The sequence below is a fragment of the Nocardia sp. NBC_01730 genome (assembly GCF_035920445.1).
In the GTDB taxonomy this organism is placed as follows: domain Bacteria; phylum Actinomycetota; class Actinomycetes; order Mycobacteriales; family Mycobacteriaceae; genus Nocardia.
On record NZ_CP109162.1, the window covers coordinates 4,614,174 to 4,641,002 of the forward strand.

The 26,829-nt window shown below is 68.4% G+C and carries 20 protein-coding genes and 2 pseudogenes; 9 read left to right on the plus strand and 13 right to left on the minus strand.

The features are described 5' to 3' along the window. The first annotated feature begins 257 nt into the window (after positions 1-257). Positions 258-482, plus strand: coding sequence for an FmdB family zinc ribbon protein (locus OHB12_RS18585; RefSeq protein ID WP_327109871.1), 225 nt, complete (start codon positions 258-260; stop codon positions 480-482). A 23-nt stretch (positions 483-505) separates the two neighbouring features. Here OHB12_RS18585 and OHB12_RS18590 read toward each other — a convergent pair whose 3' ends face one another. Further along, positions 506-781: a SelT/SelW/SelH family protein gene (locus OHB12_RS18590; RefSeq protein ID WP_327109872.1), complete on the minus strand. Its 276-nt coding sequence runs from the start codon at positions 779-781 to the stop codon at positions 506-508. A gap of 18 nt (positions 782-799) precedes the next feature. Beyond that, positions 800-1,189, minus strand: a complete 390-nt coding sequence (locus OHB12_RS18595; protein WP_327109873.1) for a YchJ family protein — start codon at positions 1,187-1,189, stop codon at positions 800-802. Positions 1,190-1,493: 304 nt separating this feature from the next. Between OHB12_RS18595 and OHB12_RS18600 the strand changes: the two genes are divergently transcribed. Further along, positions 1,494-2,066, plus strand: coding sequence for an ATP-dependent Clp protease proteolytic subunit (locus OHB12_RS18600; protein WP_327109874.1), 573 nt, complete (start codon positions 1,494-1,496; stop codon positions 2,064-2,066). A 24-nt stretch (positions 2,067-2,090) separates the two neighbouring features. On the opposite strand, the gene OHB12_RS18605 is transcribed toward OHB12_RS18600, so the two are convergent. Further along, complete coding sequence (locus OHB12_RS18605) at positions 2,091-2,549, minus strand: hypothetical protein (RefSeq protein ID WP_327109875.1); 459 nt, start codon at positions 2,547-2,549, stop codon at positions 2,091-2,093. A gap of 7 nt (positions 2,550-2,556) precedes the next feature. Beyond that, positions 2,557-5,109: an AAA family ATPase gene (locus OHB12_RS18610; RefSeq protein WP_327109876.1), complete on the minus strand. Its 2,553-nt coding sequence runs from the start codon at positions 5,107-5,109 to the stop codon at positions 2,557-2,559. Between the two features lie 540 nt (positions 5,110-5,649). On the opposite strand from OHB12_RS18610, the gene OHB12_RS18615 reads away from it, so the two are divergent. Genes OHB12_RS18615 through OHB12_RS18630 form a run of 4 tightly spaced genes read left to right on the plus strand, consistent with a single transcriptional unit; the run spans position 5,650 to position 13,500 of the window. After that, positions 5,650-8,520, plus strand: a complete 2,871-nt coding sequence (locus tag OHB12_RS18615; protein WP_327109877.1) for an SWIM zinc finger family protein — start codon at positions 5,650-5,652, stop codon at positions 8,518-8,520. Then, positions 8,517-9,617 carry an ATP-binding protein gene (locus tag OHB12_RS18620; RefSeq protein ID WP_327109878.1) on the plus strand — a complete coding sequence of 367 codons (1,101 nt, stop codon included), beginning with the start codon at positions 8,517-8,519 and terminating at the stop codon, positions 9,615-9,617. The genes OHB12_RS18615 and OHB12_RS18620 overlap by 4 nt, the downstream gene beginning before the upstream one ends. After that, on the plus strand, positions 9,614-12,343 hold the full coding sequence (locus OHB12_RS18625; protein WP_327109879.1) for a DUF5682 family protein: 2,730 nt from the start codon (positions 9,614-9,616) through the stop codon (positions 12,341-12,343). Before OHB12_RS18620 ends, OHB12_RS18625 begins: the two co-directional genes overlap by 4 nt. Beyond that, on the plus strand, positions 12,340-13,500 hold the full coding sequence (locus tag OHB12_RS18630) for a vWA domain-containing protein (RefSeq protein WP_327109880.1): 1,161 nt from the start codon (positions 12,340-12,342) through the stop codon (positions 13,498-13,500). The genes OHB12_RS18625 and OHB12_RS18630 overlap by 4 nt, the downstream gene beginning before the upstream one ends. A gap of 425 nt (positions 13,501-13,925) precedes the next feature. Here OHB12_RS18630 and OHB12_RS18635 read toward each other — a convergent pair whose 3' ends face one another. Then, the gene (locus OHB12_RS18635; protein WP_327109881.1) at positions 13,926-14,762 is read right to left on the minus strand and encodes a phosphatase PAP2 family protein; all 837 of its coding nucleotides are present in this window, start codon (positions 14,760-14,762) and stop codon (positions 13,926-13,928) included. 532 nt (positions 14,763-15,294) lie between these two features. Beyond that, the gene (locus tag OHB12_RS18640; protein ID WP_327109882.1) at positions 15,295-15,807 is read right to left on the minus strand and encodes a GNAT family N-acetyltransferase; all 513 of its coding nucleotides are present in this window, start codon (positions 15,805-15,807) and stop codon (positions 15,295-15,297) included. 69 nt (positions 15,808-15,876) lie between these two features. On the opposite strand from OHB12_RS18640, the gene OHB12_RS18645 reads away from it, so the two are divergent. Continuing rightward, positions 15,877-16,833 carry a LysR family transcriptional regulator gene (locus OHB12_RS18645; protein ID WP_327109883.1) on the plus strand — a complete coding sequence of 319 codons (957 nt, stop codon included), beginning with the start codon at positions 15,877-15,879 and terminating at the stop codon, positions 16,831-16,833. Between the two features lie 96 nt (positions 16,834-16,929). Continuing rightward, positions 16,930-17,280, plus strand: coding sequence for a hypothetical protein (locus OHB12_RS18650; RefSeq protein WP_327109884.1), 351 nt, complete (start codon positions 16,930-16,932; stop codon positions 17,278-17,280). Between the two features lie 30 nt (positions 17,281-17,310). Here the strand turns inward: OHB12_RS18650 and OHB12_RS18655 are convergent, their stop codons facing one another. The 7 genes and pseudogenes from OHB12_RS18655 to OHB12_RS18685 form a co-directional block, all read right to left on the minus strand. Further along, the gene (locus OHB12_RS18655) at positions 17,311-19,839 is read right to left on the minus strand and encodes an ABC transporter permease (RefSeq protein WP_327109885.1); all 2,529 of its coding nucleotides are present in this window, start codon (positions 19,837-19,839) and stop codon (positions 17,311-17,313) included. A 5-nt stretch (positions 19,840-19,844) separates the two neighbouring features. Beyond that, positions 19,845-20,621 (minus strand): ABC transporter ATP-binding protein, encoded by a 777-nt coding sequence (locus tag OHB12_RS18660; protein WP_327109886.1) that lies wholly within the window; start codon positions 20,619-20,621, stop codon positions 19,845-19,847. A gap of 376 nt (positions 20,622-20,997) precedes the next feature. Beyond that, positions 20,998-21,924, minus strand: coding sequence for a hydroxymethylglutaryl-CoA lyase (locus OHB12_RS18665; protein WP_327109887.1), 927 nt, complete (start codon positions 21,922-21,924; stop codon positions 20,998-21,000). Positions 21,925-22,300: 376 nt separating this feature from the next. Then, entirely contained in the window at positions 22,301-23,518 is a 1,218-nt protein-coding gene (locus OHB12_RS18670; protein WP_327109888.1) for a CaiB/BaiF CoA transferase family protein, read from the minus strand. 83 nt (positions 23,519-23,601) lie between these two features. Then, a pseudogene (locus OHB12_RS18675) lies at positions 23,602-23,712 on the minus strand (transposase); the annotation flags it as partial. Positions 23,713-23,730: 18 nt separating this feature from the next. Further along, a pseudogene (locus tag OHB12_RS18680) lies at positions 23,731-23,958 on the minus strand (hypothetical protein); the annotation flags it as partial. Then, positions 23,942-24,712 (minus strand): deoxyribonuclease IV, encoded by a 771-nt coding sequence (locus OHB12_RS18685; protein ID WP_327109889.1) that lies wholly within the window; start codon positions 24,710-24,712, stop codon positions 23,942-23,944. The gene OHB12_RS18685 and the pseudogene OHB12_RS18680, both read right to left, overlap by 17 nt. A gap of 173 nt (positions 24,713-24,885) precedes the next feature. On the opposite strand from OHB12_RS18685, the gene OHB12_RS18690 reads away from it, so the two are divergent. Next, positions 24,886-26,688, plus strand: a complete 1,803-nt coding sequence (locus OHB12_RS18690) for a serine/threonine-protein kinase (RefSeq protein ID WP_327109890.1) — start codon at positions 24,886-24,888, stop codon at positions 26,686-26,688. Positions 26,689-26,829 lie beyond the last annotated feature (141 nt).

Below are 26,829 nucleotides of genomic sequence, written 5' to 3' on the forward strand. Positions count from 1 at the left end.
AGAGTACGTCGAAGATCAGGACGACAACGTTTCGATGCCGAGACATTGCTGCGTCGGATCACATTCATCCGCTGTTCAGGCCGGTGCTGGTGCCGTCGTGTCGAATCGGTCACGGTAGCGAGGTCTCGGCGGAAGCCTTCAGATAGCTGGCAAGGTGCTGACATCTGTCAGGAACGACGAACCGGGATCTGGCCGGCGACCGGTTGGTACCGCAGGCCGATCCGAACGGCCCTGCGGCGCGGCCCTACACTGTGCGAATGCCGAGTTACAGCTATCGGTGCCGCAGCTGCGGCGACACCTTCGAGATGGCCCGTCCGATGGCGGAGTCGTCGGCGCCCGCGACCTGTCCGAGCGGGCACGACGACACGGTCAAACTGCTGACCACCTTCGCCACGGTCACCAGGGGCGGCAGCACACCTGCGCCGAGCCCCGCGGCGCGGCCGGCGGGCGGCGGCTGCTGCGGTGGCGGCTGCTGCGGCTGACTCCGCTTCGGCCGGTCCGGGTTTCAGTCGCGCCGGTCGGCGTGGCCGAGGTCGCGTTCCGGTGCCACCCGGTCGCGCACCCGCTGCTTGAGCACCGCGATATCGGGGAACCCGCCGTCGGCCTTGCGCTCCCAGATCTGCTCGCCGTCGACAGTGATCCGGAAGACGCCGCCCGAACCCGGGATGAGCGAGACCTCGCCCAGCTCGGTGGCGAAGGTGCTCAGCAACTCCTGCGCCATCCAGCTCGCGCGCAGCAGCCAGCGGCATTGGGTGCAGTACTCGATCGCGACGCGGGCCATGCCCGCTGACGCTACCGGTCAGGCTTTGTGCGTGCCGTCCAGGTAGACCCACGCGCCATCGGACCGGGCGAATCTGCTCACCTCGTGCAACATGCCGCGACCGTCCGCGTCCCGGTAGTGCGCGACGAACTCCACGGTGCCGGTGTCATCGAACAGGCCACCGCGTTCGGTCGCGCGAATCTCCAGGAACAGCCAGCGCTGCGCCGGATCGAGCACCACCTCCGGCGGACGGGTGCGCGGATGCCAGGACCGCAGCAGGTAATCCATGTCCCTCACCGCGAACGCGGTGTAGCGCGACCGCATCAGCGCCTCCGCCGTCGCGGCGCCACGTTCGCCGCGCAGCACCGGGCCACAGCAGTCGTCGAATGCCTCGCCCCGCCCACACGGGCACCTGCGCGATCCGCTCATGACTGCGCCTCGCGCTCGGCTTCGTCATGCGCGATGCGCGCTGTGTCGATGATTCGCTCGATGCACTCGCTCATGACTGCGCATCACTGGCGCTCGACTCCACCATGACCGAGAACTCGGCTGTGTTCATTGCTCGCTCGCCCATGCCACCGATCTTGCCGCCGGGCGAACGACTCAGCTCCGCCGGGCTCGCCTTATACCCCGGCAAACCCGAAATGAAGACTGAATTATGTTCGCTAGCAGCGGAATTCGCTGATGGTGAACTTCCGTTCCGGTATGCTCGGCAAACTTCTACGCTCGTGCCATGGCTACCAGCGGACGCACCCTCGACGATTCGGTACACGAACGACTCCTGCGCGAACGCGTCATCTTTCTCGGCCAGCAGGTCGACGACGACATCGCCAACCGGCTGTGCGCACAGTTGCTGTTACTCGCCGCCGAAGACCCGGACCGCGAGATCAGTTTCTACATCAACTCTCCCGGCGGCTCGGTCGACGCGGGCATGGCCATCTACGACACGATGACCTACGTGGGCTGCGACATCGCCACCTACGCCATGGGTTTGGCCGGTTCGATGGCGCAGGTTCTGCTCACCTGCGGCACCAAGGGCAAACGCCACGCGCTGGCGCACACCCGCATCCTGATGCACCAACCTTCCGCCGGGCTCGGCGGCTCCGCGGCCGACATCCTCATCCTCGCCGAGCAGCAGGCTCTTATGAAGCGCCAACTCGCCGGGCTGGTCGCCGAGCACACCGGCCAGACCGATGAGCAGATCCTGACCGACTGGGACCGCGACCGGTGGTTCACGCCGGCCGAGGCGAAGGACTACGGGATCATCGACCACATCGTCAGCGGCCCACGGCAGCCGGCGTCCTAGCCGCCGTATCCGGCACCGACCGGGCTACCTCCGGTGCGCGTCGACGGCCGCCAGCTCCGCGGCGAGGGCTACGGTCTGTTCCCGCCAGCGCCGTAGATCGGTGACGCTCGGCGCGAGTTCGTAATCGTGGTGGTGCGCGGCCCGTGACAGCGCCGCCCACAGCGCCGCGACCCGCGCCGCGACCTCCGGTCCTGCGAAGGCGCGCAACGCGATCAGCTGCGCCCGCATCGGACAGCGGATCAGAGCGGGCGCCAGCCGCATCCACAGTTCGTCGACGCACTGCTCCAGAGCGATCCGCAGAATCCACACGGTCGCCCGGGACCAAAGCCCGCCCGCGTCGGTCACCGAACCGGCGAGCAGCCGATCCACGGTGTCCAGCCGCTCGGCCACCGACGGACGATTCGCGGGCAGCCGCCGCGAGCCGTTCTTCGGCCCGCGCCCAGGTCCGCGGCGCGCGCCGGTGCGCGGACGCCGCCCGCTCACCGGCGCCTCACCGGGCCAGCCACGCGACGAACTTCTCGGTCTCGCCGATCAGCTCGCGCATCGTGCGCCCGATCGGCACATGCGCGCCCGCCGTGGCATCGCGCAGCGCGTTCACCACCCACTGCCCTTCGCGCGCGACCAGGTTCTTGTTCAAGTCGTCGACCTTGCTGCCAACACCGAACACCGCGAGCGCGATCTTGGCCCTGGTCGACTGCGCGGCGTCGATGTGGCGTTCGACCTCGTAGTGGTTCATGCCCGCGGCGAGCAGGGTGCGTCGAGCCCTCGCCAGACCAGCCGCCTCGACCGCGGAACGACAGCAGGTGGCCACGAGTTCGTTGGCGATCGCGGCGGGCAGCTGCGGGGTGCGCACGAGCGCACGGGCGTCATCGAGGTAGCGGCGGATCGGATCGCTCGACACCCGCACCTCGACCACCGAACGATCGCGGCGCTGCACTTCGAGCACGGTCGCGTCGAGCTCCATCCGCCGCACCGCCTCGGCGAGGCGCTCGTCGTGGGTGAAGACCACCACCTGGCGGGTCCACGCCACCATGGCGAGCACCTGGGCCAGGCCGTCCACCTTCGCCGGGTCCATCGCCTGCACCGGGTCGTCGATCATGACGAAGCGGAACGGGCTCTCCTCGACCGTGGCGCGCGGCAGGAACAGCGAGAGCCCCAGCGCGTGCAGCTCACCCTGGCTCATCACGCCGAGCGCGGCGCCGTCCACCTCGTCCACCGTGACGTCGAGCAGCACCCGGCGCGCGGTTCCCGCGTTGCCCTGCAGGCGGATCGCGCCCAGTTCGACACTGCTCTGCTGGCGCAGCGTCTGCCACACCCAGCGCGCCGTCGTCTCCAGCGGCGTCATGCGCTCGCCGCGCAGACCCGCGGTCGCCGACTTCAACCAATCCTCGGCCTTCTTCACCGTGCGCAGTTCGGCGGCACGCGCGGCGACCTCGCGCGCCCCCTTCAGCCAAGTCGCGATCCGCGGGACCAGCGGCGTCCACACCTCGTCGAGGCGGTCGAGTTCCTTGCGGGTGCCCTGCTGCAGCAGGTCCAGTTCGTCGACCAGCCGCGCGTGCGCGCCGCGCAGCCGGTCGGCAAGGTCGGGGGTGTATTCGGCACTGGTCAACGCGGCCCAGTCGGACCAAGCGCCGCGTACCGCGGAGGTGTCCACCGACGGCGGGTTGCGCGGATCGAATTCCAATTCCGCCGGAACGAGATCCGGCAGCGCCCGCGCCGCCCGTATGGCATGGCCCAGTTCGGCGCGCGCGGTGGTGAGCGCGTCGACTCGGGCGGCGAGCTGATCGATGGCGGCCTCGGTGTCGCGGGCCCAGGCGTCGTCGAGGGCGCCGCTTCCACAGACCGGGCACGGACATGTCCCGCGCGCCGCTCGGTGATCGCGCGCCTTGCGCAACAGCTCGAGCACCCGCAGATCGGCCTCGGCGTCGGCGGTGGCGCCCCTGGCCAGCGCCTCGCCGCAGTGCTCCAGGCGAGCGGCCACCTCTTCCACTTCGGTGTCGGTCGGCAGCGCGAGCCGCACGATCGCCCGCAGCCCGTCCGGCCCGGCCGGGTCGTCGACGGCGCCGAGCACCTCGCGCCCGATCGCGGTGAGATCCGGCTGGGCAGGGCGTAGCAGACCCGTCACCCGGACCGCACGGTCGTCTGCCACCGACGCGAGCAGCTCGAGCAGCTCGAGTCGTTCCTGGCGCGAATCACGCACGGCGCGTTCCAGTTCCAGCCGACGCATTCGGATTCGTTCCTGCGCCATGGTGAGTTCGTCGAGACCTAGCAGCTGGTGTAGCGCATCGAACAGATCGCTCGGCTTGCCGTCGACCAGGGCACCGAGCTCACTGTAAGACAGGAACGGGCGGTAGAGCTCCAGCTGAGCCGCCCACCGGTCCACGTCGAATTCCGTTGGCGAGGCGGGCGGATACTGCTGAGTCCAGTCCGCGTCGGCCAGATCCGCGGCGGGAGTCCACTCCTTGGCGATGGTCAACTGTGTGTCTGCCGAGGCTTCGCTCGGCCGAGCACTCCTTGTGTCTGCCGAGGCTTCGCTCGGCCGAGCACTCCTTGTGTCTGCCGAGGCTTCGCTCGGCCGAGCACTCCTTGGCGCACCGCCCGCGGTGAGCAGCGCCAGCTCGATGCGCGGCGCGTCACCGTCGTGCAAGTTGCGCCAGCCCTCGCGCCAAGCGGCCGACCGCCCGTCCCACCGGCGATTTCCACCGGTCAGGGCCAGTTCGGCGGCCTCGGCGAAACTGGACTTTCCGCTGCCGTTGCGGCCGACCACCAGGGTGAGTCCGGGCCCGGGTGGCAGGTCCAGCGTCGTCTCCGGCCCGATGCCGCGGAAGCCGCGCACCCGGATGGAGCGCAAGAAGATGCCGGAGTGGCCGAATGCCGTTGTCGGATCACCAGGTTCGGCGCCGCCGAGCGCACGCAGCACGGTCCGCGTCACCGACGGCGGCACCGCGGGATCCTCGGCGAGGCGCCTGGTCACCACCGCGGACAGCCGGGGCGCCGCGTCCGCTGGCCCGTCGACCTGGACAGCGTCGGGATCCAGGCGCATGCGAAAACCCCCTCCACCACCGAGCCGCCACACGTCCTCCGACCCCGTGCACGGCGCCTTTGTCGAAGCTGTGCGAAACGGTACCCGATCGCGCCGTATTCGCAAGGAGTGCTCGGCCGAGCGAAGCCTCGGCAGACACAAAAAGTGCTCGGCCGAGCGAAGCCTCGGCAGACACCAAAAGTGCTCGGCCGAGCGAAGCCTCGGCAGACACCCACCGTGCCGGTGCGAATCTGCCCGCGGGGATGGATATGGTCATCGAAACGGCTCGGCTGCGTCTCGATGTCCACCCCTCGCCAACCCCGGCGGGCAGCTCGATGGTGTCAACACCCGTTCCGGGTGGCTCGGTCGAGCCGAACAGCACAGAATGCCAGAGCGCATCGATCGGCGCAAGATCAGCTCGGTCGGCGAATGTGGCACGGCGACAAGAATTTCCGTGCGAACACACCGGCGGCGTCGGCACCTGTCGGTGTGCTGCGGTAGAAATCCGGTCAACCGAGGAATGGGGAAGGCGATGAGGCACCACCGAGCTGGAACCGTCCGATGACGACGCCCTGGACGGAAGACCAGGTCAGGGCGCTCGCACCGGACGCGGGTTCGCTGTCGGCGGCGCGCAAGTTTACGGACCGTTGGCGTGGCGCCGGGCAGCACGGCGTCGCGCTGTGGGGGCAGTGCCAGGGCAGCGGCGCGGTGCCGTACCAGACGGTGGTCGATCTGTCCGGCCCGGCGTACAGCTGCTCCTGTCCGAGCCGCAAGTTCCCCTGCAAACACGCACTGTCGCTGTTGCTGGCCTGGGCCGTGGGCGAGGTTCCCGCGGTCCCGGAGACCGCGGACTACGCGGCGGCCTGGATCGGCGGCCGCGCGGCGCGGTCGGCGTCCACCACGGGGCGCGTGGCCCGCACACCGAACCCTGCCACCGCCGAGCAGCGCAGGGTGCGGGTGACCGCGGGACTGGAAGAACTCGACATCTGGCTCGGAGACCAGGTACGCACCGGGCTCGCGCAGACGGAACGCTCGTTCCGCGCCTTCGAGGCCATCGCCGCCAGGATGGTCGACGCACAGGCGCCTGGCCTCGCTTCGGCCCTGCGCCGACTGCCGACCACGGTGGTCACCAGGACCGACTGGCCGGATCTCGTGCTGCGCGAGTATGCGCGGATGCACCTCCTGGTCGCCGCGCACCGGCAGCTCGACGACGTGGAGCCCGCGCTGCGTGCGAGTATCCGCACTCACATCGGCTACCCGAATCCGGCCGAGGCGGTGCGCGGCGAACCCGCGGTGCGGGACCGGTGGATGGTGTTCGGTGTGCGGGTCTCCGATGAGGAGCGGCTGCACACCAGGCGCACTTGGCTGTACGGGCGAGCGAGCAAGCGCTGGGCGCTGATCGTCGACCACTCCTTCGGCTCCCCCAGCTTTCCCGCCGACGTTCCCGCGCTCGGTCAACTCGCCGATGTCGAACTGCACTACTACCCCGGCACCGCGCCGCTGCGGGCGCTCTGGGGCGAACGGCGCGGCCCCGCCGAACCCTTCACCACGCTGCCCGCCGACAAGGACCGGCCGAAAACCATCGCGGCCGCACTGGCCGACCACGCCGCGGCGCTCGGCGCCGATCCGTGGCTGCGCACATGGCCGATGCTGCTCGTCGACGTGATTCCCGCGCTGACCGAACAGGGTTGGTACCTCACCGAATCCGACGGCACGGCGCTGCCGATCGCCGCGGCCGAGCAACCGTGGCGACTGCTGGCCGTCTCCGGTGGCCACCCGGTGACGGTGGCCGCCGAATGGGGCACCGACGGGCTGGCTCCGATCTCGGTGTTCACCGCGGGCGAGGTCATCGACCTGGCGCCAACGGACCCCGTCGGCCGCCCGCCGAATTCGCCTGCCGTACAGACCTCGAGCGCGGATTTGACTTCCGTCGCGCTGCTCGGTACCGCGCGCCGGACACCGGATCTCGACCGGCTGGCGCCTCCGGTGGCGCGCGCCGCGGTCCGGTTGCCGACCGACCCGGCGCTGCGGCTTCTCGAAACCGCCGCGTTGCAGGATGTTTTCACGCGCGGCGCGGTCATGCCCGCCACCGCGACCGCGACCGAACCCGCGGCGGATGACGACCGCCGCCTGCTGCCGCGCCCGGCTGCGGCACGACTGACGCGCATGGTGCAGGAGCACTCGGCCTTCCTCCCGGAATGGTTCGAAGCAGCGGCGCCGCACGACTATCGGGCCCCGGGCGCGCTGAGCGTGCGACTACTGGAGCAGGCGAAGATCAACGCCGCGCTGCGCGAGCCACTGCTGCGCCTGGCCGGCGCCCGCGGCAGCTGGCTGGCCGCGCAGCACCCGGAGTGGCGGAACCTGGTGCGGCAGCAGCCCATCGCGTCCGACCTTTCCGTGGAAACCTGGCAGTTCGGGCAGCCGCCCGAGCGGCGCGACTGGCTTGCCGCGCTCCGTCGTCGCGACGCCGACGCCGCCGGAAAGCGGCTCGTCGCGGCATGGCCGAAGGAATCCGGTCCGCTGAAGGCGGAGCTGCTGGCCGTGCTCGCCGAGGGCATCGGGCCGGATGACGAACCGCTGTTGGAGACGGCGCTGGACGATCGGCGCGCCGATGTGCGGCGCACCGCGGCGGGGCTGCTCGCGCTGCTGCCGAATTCGGCGTTCGCGCAGCGCATGCGGAACCGGGCGACCACGTGGATCCGCGCCGAGCACCGGATGCGGCACACGAATCTGGTGCCCGCTCTGCCCGACGCGCTCGACGCCGCCACACAGCGCGACGGAATCACCGACCGCACGGTCGAATTCGCCTACCGCTGGAACGGCGCGCCCGATGTTCAGGCCGCCCGTTTGCGGCAGGTGGTCGCGGCGACACCGCTGGCGCACTGGTCGAGTCTGCTGAACACACCGGAGCAGGCGGTGCGCACCACGATCGAGGACCGATTCCGGCAGCCGATCTTCGATGGCTGGGTGGATGCCGCACTCGCACAACATGATTCGCCGTGGGCGCGCGCGCTGTTCGAGGCGGGCGTGCCGACCGATCTGGCTATGCTGCGCCGGCGTGAGCTGTTCGCGCTGCTCCCGCTGCCCGACCGGACCTCGCATCTGTTGCGGCTGGACGGCTCCTGGCTCTCCGAGATCGAGGCACTGCTGCCCGCGATGGGCCACCCATGGCCGGACGCGCTGGCGCAGCATCTGATCCTGCTGCTGTTCGAGCGGGCACGGGCAGCGGCCCGCCGCCCGGACGCACACGGCGCCTCCCCGAACGCGCACCGGTCGCTGCTGGCCACGGCCGCTGTCCATCTCCCCGTCGCCGTCGCGGACGCCGTCGCCGCGGTGGCCCACCGGTGCGACGATCCCGCTTGGGAGCGCGCCTTCGACCAGCTCGCCCACGACCTCAACCACCGCTCGATCATGCTCGAGGAGTTGCAGTGACCACAATCGACCCCACGCCGAACCTCCTGCGCCCGCACGCGGAACAGGCGTACGCCGACGAGTTGCGTGCCCTCGCCGCCGACGACGAACGGCCCCGGCCGCCGTCCTGGCGGTTGTCACCCTGGGCGGTGGTCACCTACCTGCTCGGCGGAACTCTCGACGACGGCACCGTGATCACCCCGAAGTACGTCGGGCCCCGCAGGCTGATGGAGGTGGCGGTTTCGACGCTGGCAACTGATCGCGCGCTACTCCTGCTCGGCGTGCCGGGAACTGCCAAAACCTGGGTCTCGGAACATCTTTCGGCGGCGATCAGCGGTGCGTCGACGCTGCTCGTGCAGGGGACTTCGGGCACGGCCGAGGAAGCGATCCGGTACGGCTGGAACTACGCGCGACTGCTCGCCGAAGGGCCGAGTAAAAGCGCACTGGTGCCCTCGCCGGTGCTGACCGCGATGCGCACCGGTGCGATCGCCAGGATCGAGGAGCTCACCCGCATCCCCTCGGACGTGCAGGACGCGCTGATCACCGTGCTGTCGGAGAAGACGCTCCCGGTACCGGAACTCGGCATGGAGGTGCAGGCGAGCAAAGGGTTCAACGTGATCGCCACCGCGAACAACCGCGACCGGGGCGTCAACGATCTGTCCTCCGCGCTGCGCCGCCGGTTCAACACGGTGGTACTTCCGCTACCCGCCAGCGAGGACGAGGAGGTCGCCATCGTCAGCAAGCGGGTCGAGCAGCTCGGGTCCGCCCTGGAACTGCCCACGGTGCCCGCCGCGGCCGAGGAGGTGCGGCGGGTGGTGCGGGTCTTCCGTGAGCTGCGCTCCGGCAGCACCGCCGATGGGCGGACCAAGCTCAAGTCGCCGTCGGGAACGCTGTCCACCGCCGAGGCGATCTCAGTGATCACCAACGGGATCGCGCTGTCGGCCCACTTCGGCGACGGGGTGCTGCGCGCCTCCGACATCGCCGGCGCCGTGCTCGGCTCGGTGATCAAGGACCCGGTGGCCGATGCGGTGGTCTGGACCGAGTACCTGGAGGCCGTGGTCCGGGAGCGGCCGGACTGGTCGGACTTCTACCGTGCCTGCCGTGAGATCACCGGGTGAACTCCTGCACCGGAGCCAAGCCGGTGACCAGGGTGTTCGGTATTCGCCACCATGGTCCCGGCTCGGCGCGCTCATTGCGGCTGGCCCTGGAGGCATTTCGTCCCGACATGATCCTCATCGAAGGTCCCGCCGACGCCGACCCGCTGGTGGGCTACGTCGCGGCCGAAGGGATGGCGCCACCGGTCGCGCTGCTGGCCTATGTCCCGGACGCACCGGCCAAGGCCGCGTTCTGGCCGTACGCGGTGTTCTCCCCCGAGTGGCAGGCGCTGCGATACGCCGTGCGGAACTCCGTGCCTGTCCGGTTCTGCGATCTGCCCGCGACGGTCGTCCTCGCGGCGGAGGACGAGCCCGGCGATCGATTCGATCCACTGACCGCCCTGGCCGAGGCGGGCGGCTACGACGACGCCGAGCGCTGGTGGGACGCGGTCGTCGAATCCGCCCCCGACGCCGACGCGTTCGACCCCATCACCGAGGCGATGGGCGCACTACGGGATTCCGCCGAGCAGACCGCGCGCGAACAACAGCCTGTGCCTGGCACCACCGAGCACGCACCGGCAAACACCGAAACGCGCAACGAGCCAGCGCACAGCAAACCACCACAAACCGCATCGGCCCACGGCCGACCCGGGCACGGCGAACCAACACACAGCGAATCGACGCGAAGCGCGCACGACCAACCAGCGCACGGCGCACCGGCCCCCGGCCAACCGGGGCACGGCGAACCAACACGCGGCGAAGCGACGCGAGGCGTACGAGCGCACGACCAAACAGCGCAAGGCGCACCAGCTCACAGACCGGCGACAGGCGAACGGGCGCACAACGAGTCAGCACGAGGCGAACCAGCACGAGGCGGACGGACGGACAACGAATCAGCGCACGACCGAGCAGCAGGCGAACCAGCGCACGACAGTCACGCACACCACGAACCCATACCCGGCGAATCCACGGATACCGAAGCACTGGAGGCGAATTCGGTTGCCGAAGCGCTCTCCGACGCCGACATCAGCCGACCGGCACCACCTGATCCGATCACCATTGACGCGAACACGCTGCGGCGTGAGGCCTACATGCGGCAGACCATGCGCAAGGCGCTGAAGGACGGGGCGGTCCGGCTGGCGGTCGTGTGCGGCGCATGGCACGCGCCCGCACTCACGGGCAAGCTCGGCCCCGCCGCCCCTGATACCCGTCTGCTGAAAGGGCTTCCGAAGACCAAGACCCGACTCACCTGGGTGCCTTGGACACATTCGCGGCTGTCCACGACCTCCGGATACGGTGCGGGCGTCACCTCGCCGGGCTGGTACCACCACCTGTTCACCGAGACCGAGCAGCCGATCGTCCGGTGGCTGACGAAAGTCGCCGGCGTGCTGCGCGCCCACGATCTGCCCGTCTCCAGCGCGCACATCATCGAATCTGTCCGGCTCGCCGACACTCTCGCCGCGCTGCGCGGCCGCCCACTCGCGGGGCTGTCGGAGGTCACCGAGGCGACCAGGTCGGTGATGTGCGCGGGCGACGAGACGATGCTGCGTCTGGTGGTCGGCGAGCTCGTCGTCGGCGAGGCGCTCGGCAGCGTTCCCGAGGGGACACCGACCGTCCCGCTGGACGCGGACCTACGCGCCAAGATCCGGTCACTACGTGTGAAACAGGAACCTCATGCCCGCACCATAGACTTGGACCTGCGCAAGCAGCGCGAAGTCGAACGGTCGCGGCTCCTGCACCGGCTGCGCGTGCTCGAAATCGGGTGGGGCACGCTCACCACAAGCGAGGTACGCGGCTCCGGCACCTTCCGGGAGACCTGGACGCTGGAATGGCGGCCCGAGTACGCGATCTCGATCATCGAGGCCTCCCGCTGGGGCACCACCATCCGTACCGCCGCCGAGGCGAAGATCCTCGACACCGCGAGCCGGGCGGAGAGCACCGTCGTCGAGTTGACCGCCGCGCTGGAGGTGGCCCTGCTCGCTGATCTCGGCGGTGCCACCGACGGGCTGATCGCCCGGCTGGAATCCGCCGCCGCGCTCGACCACGACGTCACCCACCTGCTCGCCGCCCTGCCAGGGCTGATCAGAACGCTGCGCTACGGCGACGTGCGCGGCACCGACACCAAGGCACTCGGACACGTCGCCGACGGACTGCTCGTGCGCATCTGCGCGGGCCTGCCCGCGGCAGTGACGGGACTGGACACCGATGCCGCCGCCGAGCTGTGCACCCTGCTCGACGCGGCACACACCGCCATCCATACCAGGGACGACAGCTGGGCGACCGACGAGTGGCTGGCCGTGCTCGGCCGCCTCGCCGACCGAGACGACGTGCACGGCGCCTTGGTCGGCCGGGCCGTTCGGCTACTCGCCGACGCCGGCCGCATCGGCGACGCCGAGTCCGCGCGTCGGCTCGCCGCCGCCCTGTCGGTCGGTAACACGGCCGCGGCCAAGGCGGCGTGGATCGACGGGTTCCTCGGCGGCCACGGCTTGCTGCTCGTGCACGATCGAGAGTTGTTGCGGCTCATCGACGATTGGCTGCGCAAACTCGGCGACGACGCGTTCGTCGAAACACTACCGCTGCTGCGCCGGACCTTCGGCGCGTTCGAATCCGGCGAGCGCCGCGCGATCGGGCAGGCGGTGCGCGACGGCGGATCCGTCGTCGCGGCAGCGGGCACCGCGGCGGAATTCGATGTGGAGCGCGGAAGGATCGCGGTGCGCACTGCCGCGGAGATCCTGGGGGTGACGGTATGACTGCCGACGAAACACAGGCGCGGCGTTGGCGTTTGGTGCTCGGCGCGGCGGCCGAGGAGGGTCTCGGCGGGCTCGGCTCCGCTGAGGACGTGGCCATGGACCGGGCGTTGTCGACGCTGTACAACACCCACGACCACCAGTCGCCGGGCAAGCGCACCGGCGGGCTGCAGGGCTCGGCGCCGCGCGTGGCCCGCTGGCTGGGCGACATTCGCGGCTACTTCCCCGGCACTGTCGTCGAGGTGATGCAGCGCGACGCCGTGCAGCGGCTGAACCTCACCCAGCTGCTGTTGGAGCCGGAGTTGCTCGAGGCGGTCGAGCCGGACGTGCACTTGGTAGGCACTTTGCTGAGCCTCAACCGGGTGATGCCCGAGACCACCAAGGCGACCGCGCGCATGGTGGTGGAAAAAGTGGTCCGCGAGATCGAGCAGCGCATCGCAGCGCAGACTGTCGCCGCGGTCAACGGTGCGCTGAACCGCGCGGCCCGTGTCACGCGCCCACGCCTGCGAGATATCGACTGGGACCGCACCATTCGCAAGAACCTCGCGACGTATCTGCCCGAGCACCGCACCGTGGTGCCGGAACGCCTCGTCGGCTACGGCCGCAAGGCACAGGCGGTGCGTCGCGACGTCGTGCTCGCCATCGATCAATCCGGGTCGATGGCCACCAGCGTCGTGTATGCGTCGGTGTTCGGCGCGGTGCTCGCGTCCATGCGGTCGCTGCGAACCTCGCTGGTGGTCTTCGACACCGAAATCGTCGATCTCACCGACAAACTCGACGACCCGGTGGAGGTGCTGTTCGGCACCCAGCTCGGTGGCGGCACCGACATCAACCGAGCTCTCGCCTACTGTCAGTCCCTCGTCACCCAGCCCGCCGACACACTGTTCGTCCTCATCTCCGATCTGTACGAGGGCGGCATACGCGACGACATGCTCCGCCGTGTGAACGCGATGAAGGAGTCCGGCGTCCAGATCGTCGTCCTGCTCGCCCTCTCCGACGACGGCGCCCCCGCCTTCGACCACGATAATGCCGCCGCCCTCGCGGCCCTCGACATTCCCACCTTCGCCTGCACCCCCGACAAATTTCCCACCCTCCTGGCCTTGGCCCTCGACCGCGGCGACATCCAATCCTGGGCCAACACCGATGCCGCCCACCGCTGACCCATCACCGCACCGCGCTACCTGCCCTGGCACCGAGCCGCCTCGACACCACAGGGGCAGCGCCGAGGCGACTCGCTCAGCTACCTGCCGAGAAGCTGCTGTCCCCCTGGACCAGGGAAAAGATCTGGACGGCAAGCGAGAGCAACGTATTCAGGATGGCAAGCGGATCCACGGCGACTCCTTGTCCGAACTGGCAAACAAGATGGGCCCCGTGATCGTACTGGTGAATGGAACCCCCTCCGGGTGACCGCCGCGCGGCGTGTATCGACCACTGACCTACCCAACCGCCGACAACGCGGCGTACCGCCTCGCCCGAAGTGCGACCAGCGCCCTCACACCCAGTGCCGGTTGCCTGGCTGCGCATCGAAACGCACACCGAACGTAGCCCAATGGTGGTTCTGCTTCGCCCCGAAGCCACCATTTCACTACCGTCGATGACGGCTTCCCTGCGGCCGATAGGGAGCAGGACCCATGACGCCCCACGCGGTGGACGACGCGGGCACTACGAGTGGGTGCAGCGTGGCGGATATGGCAAGCAACACCACGGCGACAATGATGTCGAGCCAGTAGTGGTTGGCCGTGCCGACCACGACGAGCGTGGTCAGGACGGGGTGGGCAAGGGCGAGCCAGCGCCAGCGGGTGCGGTTCGCGGCGACCACCGCGAAGGCGAGCAGTAGTGCCCAGCCGACGTGCAGCGAGGGCATGGCGGCGAACTGATTGGACAGTCCGCCGGAATCGGCCGCACCGTAGACGGATTGGCCGTGCATTGCGGCCAGATCGACGAAGCCTTGGTCAGGGAGCATCCGTGGCGGTGCGAGCGGGACCAGCATGTGCACCACGAGCGCCGCTCCGGTAAGGGCCACCATGAGGTTTCTGGTCCAGCGGTAGTGCTCCGGCCGGAACATCCACAGCCACAGCAGGACACCGACGGCGGCGGTGAAATGAGCTGTGGCGTAATAGAAATTGGCCGGAACCGCGAAGAGATCATGGTGGACGAAGATCGCCTGGACCGTCGTCTCCTCCGGCAGGCCGAGCCGGTCCTCGACACCGAGCAGGTCATGCGCGTTGTCCATGGCGCGGCCCATGTCGTCGGCGGAGACCATGCGACCTGCCCGATAGCCGAGGTACAGGACCGTGATCAGGGCGAGTTGCCGAATCGCCTCACCGCCGCGGCCGTGCACGGCCGCCCGCACCCGTTCGACGACTCCACCGGGCGTGAACTCGAGTTCGACGCCAGGGCCGCCAAGACCCACTGCGACCATCGCGCGGCCTCCTTCCCCGTTGAACCAGGCCGTTACCCAAAAATTAAGCGGAGTGGCAACCTCCGTTTAAATTAGCATCACCGAGCCGACAACTTCAGCAGAATGTGACGGGGCAGACACGCGAACGCACTGAGACGGATTCGCTTGCACAAGAAGCGGATTCGCGACAGTTGCTGCTACCCGCACACGGGACGGGACAGGTGGCCACGCTCGAAAACTCATCCGGCACCAGACGCCGCGAAAGTTCCTCCACCGCAACATGCCAACCATCGCGAATGAGGCAGTTGCGTCGGTCGAGCCCGACCTGTTCTGGTCGTTGTGTGGTGGCGGTGACTATGCGCCGGTCACGGCGATCGAGTTCGACCTGCATCTGGTCCCGACACTGTATGGCGGGGCCAGATGCTCAGGCCAGCCGACCGCGCCCTGCAGGTCATGTCCGCATTCCAGGAGATCACCGCGACAGCGCCGCAGGAGTTGCCGCTCTGGGGGAATGCGATCGAACTACCTTCCCGTCCAGCCATCCGGACAGCGGTCAGCTCAGCTCGTACCGCATGAACACGTCCGCGCGCTGGTACGGCATCGGCCCGATCTGATCGCTCGGCACGTGCACGAAACCGATTGATTCGTACAGATGCACCGCGTTGGGCAGTTTGGTGCTGCTGCCGAGGAACAGCGCTGTGGCGCCGCGCCGACGGGCATGGTCGATGGCCGCCCGCAGGATGAGCCGACCGAGGCCACGGCCACGGCAGTCCCGCGCCACGGCCATCTTCGACAGCTCGAACACACCGTCGCCCTCCGGCACCAGCGCCACACATCCGACGATGTCCTCGCCGTCGCGGGCGATCAGCACCTGCCCGCCTTTGGCGACGATCTCATGCTCCGGGTCGTCCAGTGTGGCGGAGTCGGCGGGCTCGAGGGAGAACAGCTCGACAATCCAGTCCTCGTTGAGGTTCTTGAACGCCTGGGCGTCAGCCGGGCTCGACATCGGCTCGATGACGATGCTGCCGGCCTGCTCGGCGGCTGCGCATTCGGTCTCCTGTAACACATCGTCAGCATGCCCGGCATGGAACCATCATGTCCAATACTTGATAGGTCCGATTGATATGTTGAACTTATGAATAATGGGGTGGAGCTACGGCACCTGCGCTACTTCCTGGCCGTCGCCGAGGAATTGCATTTCGGCCGGGCGGCTGCGCGGCTGCACATCGCTCAGCCCGCGCTGACCCAGCAGATTCAGCGCCTGGAAATGTTGCTGGGAACTCGCCTGCTCGACCGCACCTCGCGCAGCGTCGCCCTCACGCCGGCAGGGGAAGTCCTGCGCGAGCGCGCTGCGGCGATCCTCGGTCACGCGGCCCGCGACCTCGACGAGGTCGCTGGTATCGGTCAGGGCAGTCAGGGGCGGCTCTACCTGGGCTTCGTCCCGTCGGTGCTGCCGCTGAAACCGCTGCGGAGCGTCCGGCAGTTCCGGGACCGCTATCCGCTGGTCCACATTGAACTCATCGAGGGCTACACCACCCACATGATGGCTCAGCTCGGTCATGGCGCGCTCGACATGGCAATCGTGCGCGATCCCGACAGTGAGCCGGGTATCGTCGTGTTCCCGCTGGTCACCGAGCCGTTCATGGCGGTACTTCCGGTCGACCACCCGCAGGCGGACCGCGCCGTCCTCACCGGCCCCGAACTCGCCGACGACCCGTTGGTGTTCTTCCCGCGGGCCGCCGGCGCCCATGCCCACGACAAGAACCTGCGGCCCCTGGTGGAGGCCGGCTGCCGGCCCCGCATCGTGCAGGAGGGCAACAACTGGACCACCATCCTCTACCTCGTGGGTGAGGGCCTGGGCGTCACCATCGCGCCACGCAGCGCGACGTTCACCGCACCGAAGTCGGTGCGCATCGTGCCGCTCGCCGAAACCGAGGCCACGACAACGGTTTATGTGGCGCACCGGGTGGATGACGATCGGCCTCTCGTGCGCAACTTCCTGGCGCTGCTGCCGAACGGCGAGGCTCAGCCGCGCGGCAGGGAGGCTCGAACGGCAGGCGCCACAGCACATCTCGCCACGGTGGTCGAGTAGTCGGCCGAACACACATAATGCCGACGAGCGGGTGTTCGTTCGGTTGGAGTGATTTTCTGGTCACGCCACGTCGATCGCATCGAACAAAGGAGATCCATGGCAATTACCTCGTACCACGGAACTTTCTATACGGATAGCCCGGAAATCGTGGAGCAGATGCTGAGGTCATGGCTGTCGATCGACGATTTGCAGATGAGGCCGCGCCGCGGGTTCCAGGTGTACTACGAGACCGACGGATTCGAACTCTTGTGTCATGATGCAGGGGGATTGGGTACGCCCACATACTTTCTTCTCGAAGGACATATCGATGGCGTGCCCGAGGTGGCGGTTGGTAGGCTCCGGGATCTTGCCGAGCACTGCAGAAGCACTGGTCTCGAGTTCAGCATCGACTACGAAGAAGTCGACGCTGACGGAAATTCGCTGAGTGCTGAGAAGACGATCAGCTGATCGGGATGGTGAATTGCGCCGCACGGGTTTTCAGAGATCGGCAATGGCCGCGAGTGGGGGTGTACGCGCAGCGCGCACCGCGGGCCAGAGCGCGGCGAGTACCCCGACGACTGCCGAGCTGATCAGGACGAGCACCAGCTGCGTCCACGGGATGGCGATCTGGTCGAGTCCGAGATCGCGCAGCGTCCGCAGGAATCCCACGCCCAGCCCGAGCCCAAGCGCCATGCCGACGACGGCGCCGAATACCGCGATCAGCATCGATTCCAGATAGATCGTCCTGCGCACCTGGGCGCGCTGCATGCCGACGGCGCGCAACATGCCGATCTCGCGTCGCCGCTCCACCACCGACAGCGCGAGCGTGTTCACGATGCCGAGGATCGCGATCACCACCGCCAGAGCGAGCAGCCCGTAGAGGATGGCCAGTAGCGTGTTGATCTGCCGACCCTGCGCGCCCTTGAACTCTTCGCGGTCCTGCACCTGCACCACGACGTACTGCTCGGTCGCCTTCTCCAGGTCGGTGCGCATCTCGGTGAGGTTCGCGCCCGGCTTCGCCTTGATCAGCACCAGGTAGTTGGTCCGGAAGTTGAGCGGCACCAGTTCCTCGAAGAGACTCTTCGACACCACCATCGGGCCGAGCAACGGTGTCTTCTTGTACACGCCGACCACCGTCAGCGGAATCTTCTTGCCGTCGAAACCGGTCACGGTAACTTGCCGGCCGACCTGCCAACCACGATCGTCGGCCTCGTCCTCCGAGACCAGCACGTCGTGGCCACCGACGGTGTTGCTGCCGCGCACGATGTCGTAGCTCAGCACCCGGTCCAGCGGTCCGTCCGCCGAGGTGCCTATGACCTGTTCGTCATCGATCTTGAACCCGACGCCGCGGACCCCGACCACGTCGGCCACACCAGGCACCGACGTGCGGACCGCGTCGGCGGCGCCGAACGGCACCCCGAGCAGCTGCGGACCCGCCAGCACGTAATCGGCCCGCACACCCTTGTCCACCAGAACGCCGACGCTGGCCTTCGCCGACGCGCCGAGCATGCCGATCGCCGACACCAGCATCAGCCCGAGGGTGAGCGCGAAAGCCGTCGCGGCGGTGCGGCGGGGGTTGCGCGTCGCGTTGTTACGCGCCATCCGGCCGATCGACCCGAAGGGTCGCACCAGCGCACCGAGCACGGACACCACCGGCCGCGACAGCGCGGGTGCGGCGAGCAACACGGCGAAGATCAGGCCGAGCGCGCCGACCCCGACGGTCGCGGCCGCGGTTCCCCCGGCCGATCGCGCACCCACCACGACGAATCCGACACCGAGCACGGCCAGCACCGCACCGATCGCGGTACGCAGCCGCAGCGATTCACCGGCGGATGCGAACTCCTCGCGCATGGCCTCCACGGGCGGAATCCTCGACGCCCGGCGCGCGGGCGCGTAGGCACTGACCATCGTCACCGCGAGACCGACGAGCAGGCCGACCAGAATGGTGCGCGGCAGCACCGCCATCGACCCGGTCGGCAGACCGAGGTCGAACGCGTTCAGCAGCGCCGACAATCCGAACGCCAATCCGACGCCACCCGCGAGACCGATCGCACTGCCGATCAGCCCGATGACGAATGCCTCGGCCACCACCGACCAGCCGACCTGCTGACGGCTCGCACCGACCGCGCGCAATAGCGCCAGCTCACGCAATCGCTGCGCGACGATCATCGAGAAGGTGTTGTAGATGATGAACGTGCCGACGATCAGCGCGATCGCGCCGAACGCGAGCAGGAAGTAGTTGATGAAGTTGAGCGCGTTGGAGACTTCCTTTTTCAGGTCCGCGCGGACCTGTTCGCCGTTCTGCACCTTGTAGTTCGGCAGCGCCTCGGCCAGATTGTCGCGCAGCTCGTCGCCAGGTATCCCGGACGCCGCCAGATCCACATAGGCGACGTGCATGCCGTCGGTGAACAATTTGCGCGCCTGCGCGTCGTCGAACAGTACGGCGATGAAACCGCCGGTGTCCGAAGGGACTTCGTAGATGCCGGTCAGGGTCACCTCGATGGGGTCGGGTAGCGACGGGATCAGGATCTTGGTCCGATCACCGATTTTCAGCCCGGCCCGCTCGGCCCCACCGGTGTTCAGCGCGATCTCACCGGGCCGGGCGGGCGGGACGCCCTGCACGAACTTGTCCGGCTCCGCGACCGCCTTCTCCGGCGGCAGGTACGACTGGCCGATGCTGGGCGCTCCGCCGGTCTGCACCGCTTTCTTGCCCGCGGGATCGAGCAGCACCACCGGTCCGTTCACACTGGGCGCTACCGTGCGGACGCCGGGGTACTTCGCGAGCTCGTCCACCACATTGTTCGGAATGCCTTGCGCCTGGCGCTCTTTCGGGCCCACTCGGACATCGACACCCTTGGCCTGGTTCGCGAAGATCCCGTCGAAGGTGCGCTGCAGCGTGTCGGTGAACACGAACGAGCCGGCGATGAAGGCGGTGCCGAGCACCACCGACAGCAGGGTCAGGGCCAGGCGGACTTTGTGTGCGGCGAGATTGCGCAGCGCCACCTTGCGCATCGGACTACCGGCCATCACTATCACGCCTGCTCCAGCGACTTCATCCGGTCGAGTACGGTGTCCGCGGTCGGATCGCGCATCTCGTCCACGATGCGTCCGTCGGCGAGGAAGACCACCCGGTCGGCGAACCCGGCCGCGTGCGGCTCGTGCGTGACGATGACCACCGTCTGCCCGAACTCGTCCACCGCGGCGCGGAGGATTGTCAGCACCTCCTCCGAGGCACGCGAGTCCAGGTTGCCGGTCGGCTCGTCGCCGAAGATGATTTCCGGCTTGCCCGCGAGTGCCCGCGCGCACGCCACCCGCTGCTGCTGTCCGCCGGACAGTTCACTGGGACGGTGGGTGAGCCGATCGGTCAGCCCGAGCCGTGTCAGGACGGTGTCCAGCCAGTCCTGGTCCGGCTTGCGCCCCGCGATGTCCAGCGGCAGCGTGATGTTCTCCAGCGCCGTGAGCGTCGGGACCAGGTTGAACGCCTGGAAAACGAACCCGATCCGGTCCCTGCGCAGGAACGTCATCTGCTTGTCGGACAAGGTGGTGAGGTCGGTGTCCCCGATACGCACGGTCCCGGAGCTGGCGCTGTCGAGCCCGGCCAAGCAGTGCATCAGGGTCGACTTACCCGATCCGGACGGGCCCATGATCGCGGTGAACTCCCCCTTCGCGAACTCGGCCGATACTCCATCCAATGCCCTGACCTGGGTATCTCCCGAACCGTAGACCTTGGTCAGTTCGATAGCACGGGCCGCGACATCGGGCTGAGCCACTTTCTCGGCGGTGTCGGCAGGCATGGCTTGCGAAGTCATGCCGTCCAGTCTTACCGGGTTCGCGCCCATGTGCCATGTTTGTTGGCCGCGCGGGCGCGGCGGGTTCGCGGCCCCCTTGTGGCTCGCGTCCGAGCGACCGACGCTGGCGACTTCGTCGCGGACGCGTCGGCCGCTCGGACGCGAGCTGGGCCGCGAACAGGGAATGCTCGGTCTCGCTTCGCTCGGAAACGGGAGTCTGGCCGATGTGGTTACGCAGGTTGTGATCCCGGCATCGGGGTTCGCCATCTATTGATGTTTCGGGCTGTGTTTGTAGTGCGGCGCCTGCCGCGCTATTGTTCGCCGCCATGCTTGGTCTCGCTCCGCTCGGAAGCAGGGGCCGATGTGGTTGTGTGTGTGGGGGGGGCGACCGATCAGGTTAGGTGCGGGCTCGCTCGACGACCCACTCGAAGGCCGACGCCTTCGATCGTGCGCCCTCGGCGGCACGGGAACGGTTGGGTTCGCCGAGTTCGACGAGCAGTTCCTCCGACAGCGCGACCAGCGCGGCCAGCGCCGCGGGGTCGAACCACTCCGGCCGCGTCGCGAAGAGGATGTCCTCGGAAGAAGTGTTGCCGCTCGCGCCCGGGGCGAACGGGCAACCGCCGAGGCCGCCGAGCGCCCCGTCGACCATGTCCGCGCCCGCCGCGACGGCGGCCAGGGTGTTGGCCACGCCCATCCCCCAGGTGTCGTGGCCGTGGAAGACGATGCGCCGCTGCGGGGTTCGCTCCCGCACCGCCGTGACAAGCGCCGCGACCTGTCCCGGATACGCCTGTCCGAGCGTGTCGGCGATGACGATATCTTCCGTGCCCTCGGTGCGCGGGTCGCGGGCGATGGCAAGCACCCGCTCCGGATCGACCGGCCCGTCGAACGGACAAGTGAAAGCCGTTGCCAGACACAGCTGAATCGACCCGTCCACCGCCCTGGCCAGCCGCACCGCGTCCGGCAGCACGGCGACACTGTCCTCGGTGTCACGCCCGATGTTCGCCCTGTTGTGCGCGTCCGACACCGAGAAGCAGTACTGGAAGTTGCGCATCCCCGCCGCCGCCGCCTTCTCGACGTGTCTCGGCGTGGCCACCCACACCCAACAGCGTTGCAGCTCTTCGGGAGTCAACTCGGCGACGAGCTCCATCGTGTTCGCCATCGGCGCGACCAGGTCCGGCCGCGCCATGGAGCCGATCTCCAACGCGGGCACCCCGAGCGCGAGCAGGCGGCGCACCACCTCCACCTTCCGCTCGACCGGCAGCAGTTTGCCGGTGAGCTGCAACCCGTCGCGCAGCGTCACGTCGCGTAGAACCGGCGCGGTCATCGCGGTCCTCCCGCCTGGCGGCGTCCACACATCACGCCGCCCCACGGCTTCTCGCCCGCCCCGGTCGGATTCGGCTGCACCGCGGGCCTGCTGCTGCCCGGCGAACGCAGTTCTCGTGCTCCGCGCCCCTGGGGTCGCCTGCGATCTTGTGGCTGCGTGCTCATGGCGACTCCGGTATCTTGCGGGACACCCGCACCCGGTCGGCGCCGATGAGCGCTGCGCGATTATGTCTCATCACGCCTCCAGTATCTTGCGGGACACCCGCACCCGGTCGGCGCCGATGAGCGCTGCGCGATTATGTCTCATCACGCCTCCAGTATCTTGCGGGACACCCGCACCCGGTCGGCGCCGATGAGCGCTGCGCGATTATGTCTCATCACGCCTCCAGCTCGTCGATCTCGGCCTCGCTCATGCCGAGCAACTCGGAGAGCACCTCTCGGGTGTGCTCTCCCAGATCGGGCCCGACATTGCGGATGGGCAAGGACTGTTCACCGATCACCGGGACGATGCCGGGGAAGCCGACCATCTTCGGTTCCGGCGCACCGACATCCACCGCGAACGGCTGGATCATGTTGCGCGCCCGGTACTGCTCGTCGGCCACGATGTCGGCGGCGGTATAGATAGGGCCGCACGGAATGGCCGCGGCCTCCAGCAGCTTCAGCGCCTCGGCGCGGGTGTGCCGGATCGTCCACTCGCCGATCGCCGCGTCGAGTCGCTCGCGGTGACGCCAGCGGCCCGCGTTGTCTTGGAGCTCCGGGTCGGCGGCCAGGTCCGGGCGCTCGATGACCGCCATATAGCGCTGGAAAATGGCATCGCCGTTGCCGCCGATGATGATGCTGGCTCCGTCGCCGCACGGGTAGGCGTTACTCGGCGCGATGCCCTCCATCCGGCCGCCGACGCGTTCACGCTGGATGCCGTAGGCGAGGTAGTCCGGCACCAGCGATTCCATCACGGACAGGATCGCCTCGTTGAGCGCCACGTCGACAACCCGCTCAGACAGGGGTATCGGCGCGTCTTGCGCGGTTCGGCGTTCGCGCTGGAACAGCATCATCACGGTGCCGAAGGCGGCATAGATGCCCGCGATCGAATCACCGATCGAGACCCCGGTGCGCACCGGAGGACGATCCGGGTCGCCGACCAGCTCACGCAGGCCGCCGACCGCTTCGGCCACGGCGGCGAACCCGGGACGCGCGGACAGCGGCCCGGTCTGCCCATAGGCCGAGATTCTGGTGATCACGAGGTCCGGATTCGCCTCGTTCAGCACCTCCGGCCCCAGACCCCACTTCTCCAGCATGCCGGGCCGGAAGTTCTCCAGCAGCACGTCACACCGCCGGATCAGATCGAGCACGATGCCGCGCCCCGCCTTGCTGCGCAGATCCAGCGTGATGGACTTCTTGTTGCGGTTGACGGTCCGATAGAGCATCGAGGTGTCGCCGCCGTAGAGTCGCCAGTTGCGCAGCTCGTCACCGACTTTCGGCCGTTCCACCTTGATCACCTCGGCGCCGAAGTCACCGAGGATCCGCCCTGCGGTCGGCGCGGCGATGTAGTTGCCGAGTTCCAGGACGCGCACCCCGTCCAGCGGCCGAATACTCATGATCACCAAGTAAACGTAGCGCGGATACTCCGCCGTTCACGGCGAGGGAGGAAGCGCGTCAGCTGCGCAGTCGACGTAACTTGTCACACGGTAGGGCGGTTCTGTTGTTCGATGTACTGGCGCAGGATCGACAATGGGCCGCCGCCGACCGACCCGGCGAAGTACGAACCCGACCACAAACGGACTCCTTTCCACTACGCGAAGCGCCCCCTGGGATGCGGGGTGGTCGGCGTGCCAAGCAGTTGGGCGAACTCGTACAGCACGTCCTCGGTGAGGTGGTCCTGCCCGCGGAAGAAGATGACCTTGTGCTCCAGCAGGGCGCGATCGATCACGTCGAGGTTGGTCGGGGCCAGGTCGCCGCCGAGCCGGACGTTGTCGACCCTCGAACACGCGGCGCCGCAAGCGCTGCAAAACAAACACAGATCAGCCCACGTGTTCACGCAGGTAGGCCAGATCGTCCGCGACGCCTTCGGCGGGGGTCTCCAGAATCACCGGGGCGTCCGCCGTCCTGCACACCTCGGCGAGCAGCTGCGGGTCGATGGTGCCGTCGGCGAAATTGGCGTGCTGGTCGGCACCGGAGTTGAACGCGTCGCGCGAGGAGTTCAGGTGCACCAGGTCGATCCGCCCGGTGATCGCCTTGATTCGGTCGACGACGCCGACCAGTTCCTCACCGCCCGCCCAGGCGTGGCAGGTGTCGAGGCAGAAACCGGCGCCGTAGTCTCCGACGGCGTCCCACAGCCGGGCGATGGAATCGAAGTGCCGCGCCATGGCGTGGCTGCCGCCCGCGGTGTTCTCGATCAGGATCGGGACCGCGAAGCCGCCCTTGTCCTGCTGGCGTTCGAACAGCTTGCGCCAGTTGTCGATTCCGGTCTCCAGCTCGGCGTCGGAGCGCACGTGCCCGCCGTGCACCACGAGGCCGAACGCGCCGAGCTCCGCGGCCGCCTTCGCCTGCTGCGCGACCGCGTTGCGCGAGGGCATGCGCAGCCGGTTGTTCAGACTTGCCACGTTGATCTGGTAGGAGGAGTGCACCACCACGTCGATCGGGCTAGCGAGGATCTCTTCGGTGCGCGGATGCGGGGTGGGTTTGTCCCAGCCCCGGGGATCGACGACGAACAGCTGGATGACGTCGGCGCCCAGTTTTTCACCGAAGCCGATCGGATCGCTGTCGAGCCGGACATGTGCTCCAATGCGCATAGCGGTCAGCCTAATGGGCGCAGCCGGACGAAGTCCGTGACCGAACGGGAGCTGCGCGATAGCTGCTATGGTTTCGATGTTTTCCGTGGTCGGGCCCGTCCCGGATCGCGCGTTCTTATGCTGTACGCCTGTTCGCCGGTGGGTCCCGGCGGGCGGCGGGAAGTGGAGCAGTCATGCTGGCCAGCGGTGACGTTTTCGCCGGCTATGTCATCGAGCGGCAACTGGGTCGCGGTGGCATGGGTTCGGTATACCTGGCGAAACATCCGCGGCTGCCGCGGATGACAGCGCTGAAGCTGCTGAACCGGGAGATGTTCTTCGATAAGGAGGTGCGGGCGCGATTCGAACGGGAGGCGGATCTGGTCGCCCAGCTCGATCACCCGAACATCGTCACGGTCTACGACCGCGGGCTCGAGGACGAGCAGCTGTGGATCTCGATGCAGTACATCGATGGCATCGACGCCGCCTCGGTGGAGGCGAAGTCGCTGCCGCCCGAACGTGCGGTGCAGATCATCAAGGAGACCGCGGACGCGCTGGACTATGCGCACGGCAGCGGCGTGCTGCACCGCGACGTGAAGCCCGCGAACATCCTGCTGGCCCGTTCCGGCGCGGGCCGCGGTGAGCGGGTGTATCTCACGGACTTCGGCATCGCGCGGCTGCGCGACGACACCGGGCATCTCACCCAGACCGGCACCTTCACCGCGACCCTCGCCTACGCATCGCCCGAACAGCTCACCGGCGCCGCGCTCGACCACCGGTCCGACCAGTACTCGCTGGCCTGCTCGCTGTTCTGGCTGCTCACCGGCACCGGCCCGTTCAAGGCGACGAACCCCGCCGCGGTGATCCAGGGGCATCTGCAAGGCGCTCCGCCCGCGCTGAGCAGCGTCCGCGCCGGCCTGTCGTACGCGCTGGACGGCGTGCTGGCCAGGGCGATGGCCAAGCGTCCCGACGACAGGTACGCCAGCTGCGCGGAGTTCGCCGCGGCCGCCAAGCAGGCGCTGACCACTCCGAGTGTGCCGTCGATGCCGGTGGTGGGTGGTCCCCGCCCGATCACCGGACCGCCTCAGCCGGTCACCGGTGGACCGCGCCCGACGACCGCGCGACCGATCAGCGGACCGCATATCCCGGTCACCGGCACGCCTTTCCCGGTGGCGCACGGCCCCGGCCCACAAGCCGGCGGACCGAATCAGCTCTCCGCATCGATATCGTCGCCGATGCCGCCGCCCGCGCCGGTGAACCAGTCGCCGCGCACCGGCCCCGCGCCACAGCCGACGCCCACCAACCCCTATGCCCAGCATTCCGGGTTCTCCGCGTTCACCGCGCCACCCGCTCCACCGCGCGGCGTGCCCACGCATCTGGCGGCCGGACCGCCGCGCAAGAACACCGGTTTGGTCGTCGGCGTCTCGGTGGGCGTCATCGTGCTGATCTTGGTGGTACTCGGCATCATCGGCGTGGTCACCAACTCGAGCTCCAGCAACGGCGGCAGCACCACCACCTCGGCAGTGCAGCCGAACATCGTCGGCGCGACCGCGGAGTCGATCAGCGCGGAGTTCCCCAGGATGGTGCCCCCGTCCAAGACCGAAGAAGTCGGATACAACGGCGCCGAGTGCTGGCTGGCCTCGCCGAGCTCGCCGCCGTCGCCGTCCAAGGGCGAACCGAACTTCGGCGACTGGGCCGCGCAGTGGCGCTGCTTCAAGGGTGGCAACAACGAGGACCCGTACTACCGCATTTACGCCTACAAGACACCCGCCGACGTGCAGAACGTGCTGAAGGGCCTGCCCTCGCAGGCCACCAAGTCGACGGACAGCAACGCCGGAAAGTCCTACACCAACTACAAATACGTGGACGACGGCGCCAAGATGGTCACCGCGTTCACCGGGGACCCGGATCGGACCCAGTTCCTGATGTACACCGACGGCTTCAGCTCCACCACGGTCGACGAGTTGTTGCGGTGGTGGCGCTCGGCGCCGCTGCACTGACGCGTGCCGCACCGGTGAGATGTCGCCGGGTACATCATCGAAAGCCTGCTCGATAAATGCGACCAGGTTCCAGCCGCTTGACATCTATCGGAGCATCATCGCGGCTGTTGGCGACGCGCCAGCACGTCTCCGGCCCATCAG

Excerpts from the sequence above, each read along its gene's own strand:
- OHB12_RS18585 (WP_327109871.1), top strand. The coding sequence starts at position 258 with ATGCCGAGTTACAGCTATCGGTGCCGCAGCTGCGGCGACACCTTCGAG.
- OHB12_RS18590 (WP_327109872.1), bottom strand. The coding sequence starts at position 781 with ATGGCCCGCGTCGCGATCGAGTACTGCACCCAATGCCGCTGGCTGCTG.
- OHB12_RS18595 (WP_327109873.1), bottom strand. The coding sequence starts at position 1,189 with ATGAGCGGATCGCGCAGGTGCCCGTGTGGGCGGGGCGAGGCATTCGAC.
- OHB12_RS18600 (WP_327109874.1), top strand. The coding sequence starts at position 1,494 with ATGGCTACCAGCGGACGCACCCTCGACGATTCGGTACACGAACGACTC.
- OHB12_RS18610 (WP_327109876.1), bottom strand. The coding sequence starts at position 5,109 with ATGCGCCTGGATCCCGACGCTGTCCAGGTCGACGGGCCAGCGGACGCG.
- OHB12_RS18615 (WP_327109877.1), top strand. The coding sequence starts at position 5,650 with ATGACGACGCCCTGGACGGAAGACCAGGTCAGGGCGCTCGCACCGGAC.
- OHB12_RS18630 (WP_327109880.1), top strand. The coding sequence starts at position 12,340 with ATGACTGCCGACGAAACACAGGCGCGGCGTTGGCGTTTGGTGCTCGGC.
- OHB12_RS18635 (WP_327109881.1), bottom strand. The coding sequence starts at position 14,762 with ATGGTCGCAGTGGGTCTTGGCGGCCCTGGCGTCGAACTCGAGTTCACG.
- OHB12_RS18645 (WP_327109883.1), top strand. The coding sequence starts at position 15,877 with ATGAATAATGGGGTGGAGCTACGGCACCTGCGCTACTTCCTGGCCGTC.
- OHB12_RS18650 (WP_327109884.1), top strand. The coding sequence starts at position 16,930 with ATGGCAATTACCTCGTACCACGGAACTTTCTATACGGATAGCCCGGAA.
- OHB12_RS18655 (WP_327109885.1), bottom strand. The coding sequence starts at position 19,839 with ATGGCCGGTAGTCCGATGCGCAAGGTGGCGCTGCGCAATCTCGCCGCA.
- OHB12_RS18660 (WP_327109886.1), bottom strand. The coding sequence starts at position 20,621 with ATGACTTCGCAAGCCATGCCTGCCGACACCGCCGAGAAAGTGGCTCAG.
- OHB12_RS18665 (WP_327109887.1), bottom strand. The coding sequence starts at position 21,924 with ATGACCGCGCCGGTTCTACGCGACGTGACGCTGCGCGACGGGTTGCAG.
- OHB12_RS18670 (WP_327109888.1), bottom strand. The coding sequence starts at position 23,518 with ATGAGTATTCGGCCGCTGGACGGGGTGCGCGTCCTGGAACTCGGCAAC.
- OHB12_RS18685 (WP_327109889.1), bottom strand. The coding sequence starts at position 24,712 with ATGCGCATTGGAGCACATGTCCGGCTCGACAGCGATCCGATCGGCTTC.
- OHB12_RS18690 (WP_327109890.1), top strand. The coding sequence starts at position 24,886 with ATGCTGGCCAGCGGTGACGTTTTCGCCGGCTATGTCATCGAGCGGCAA.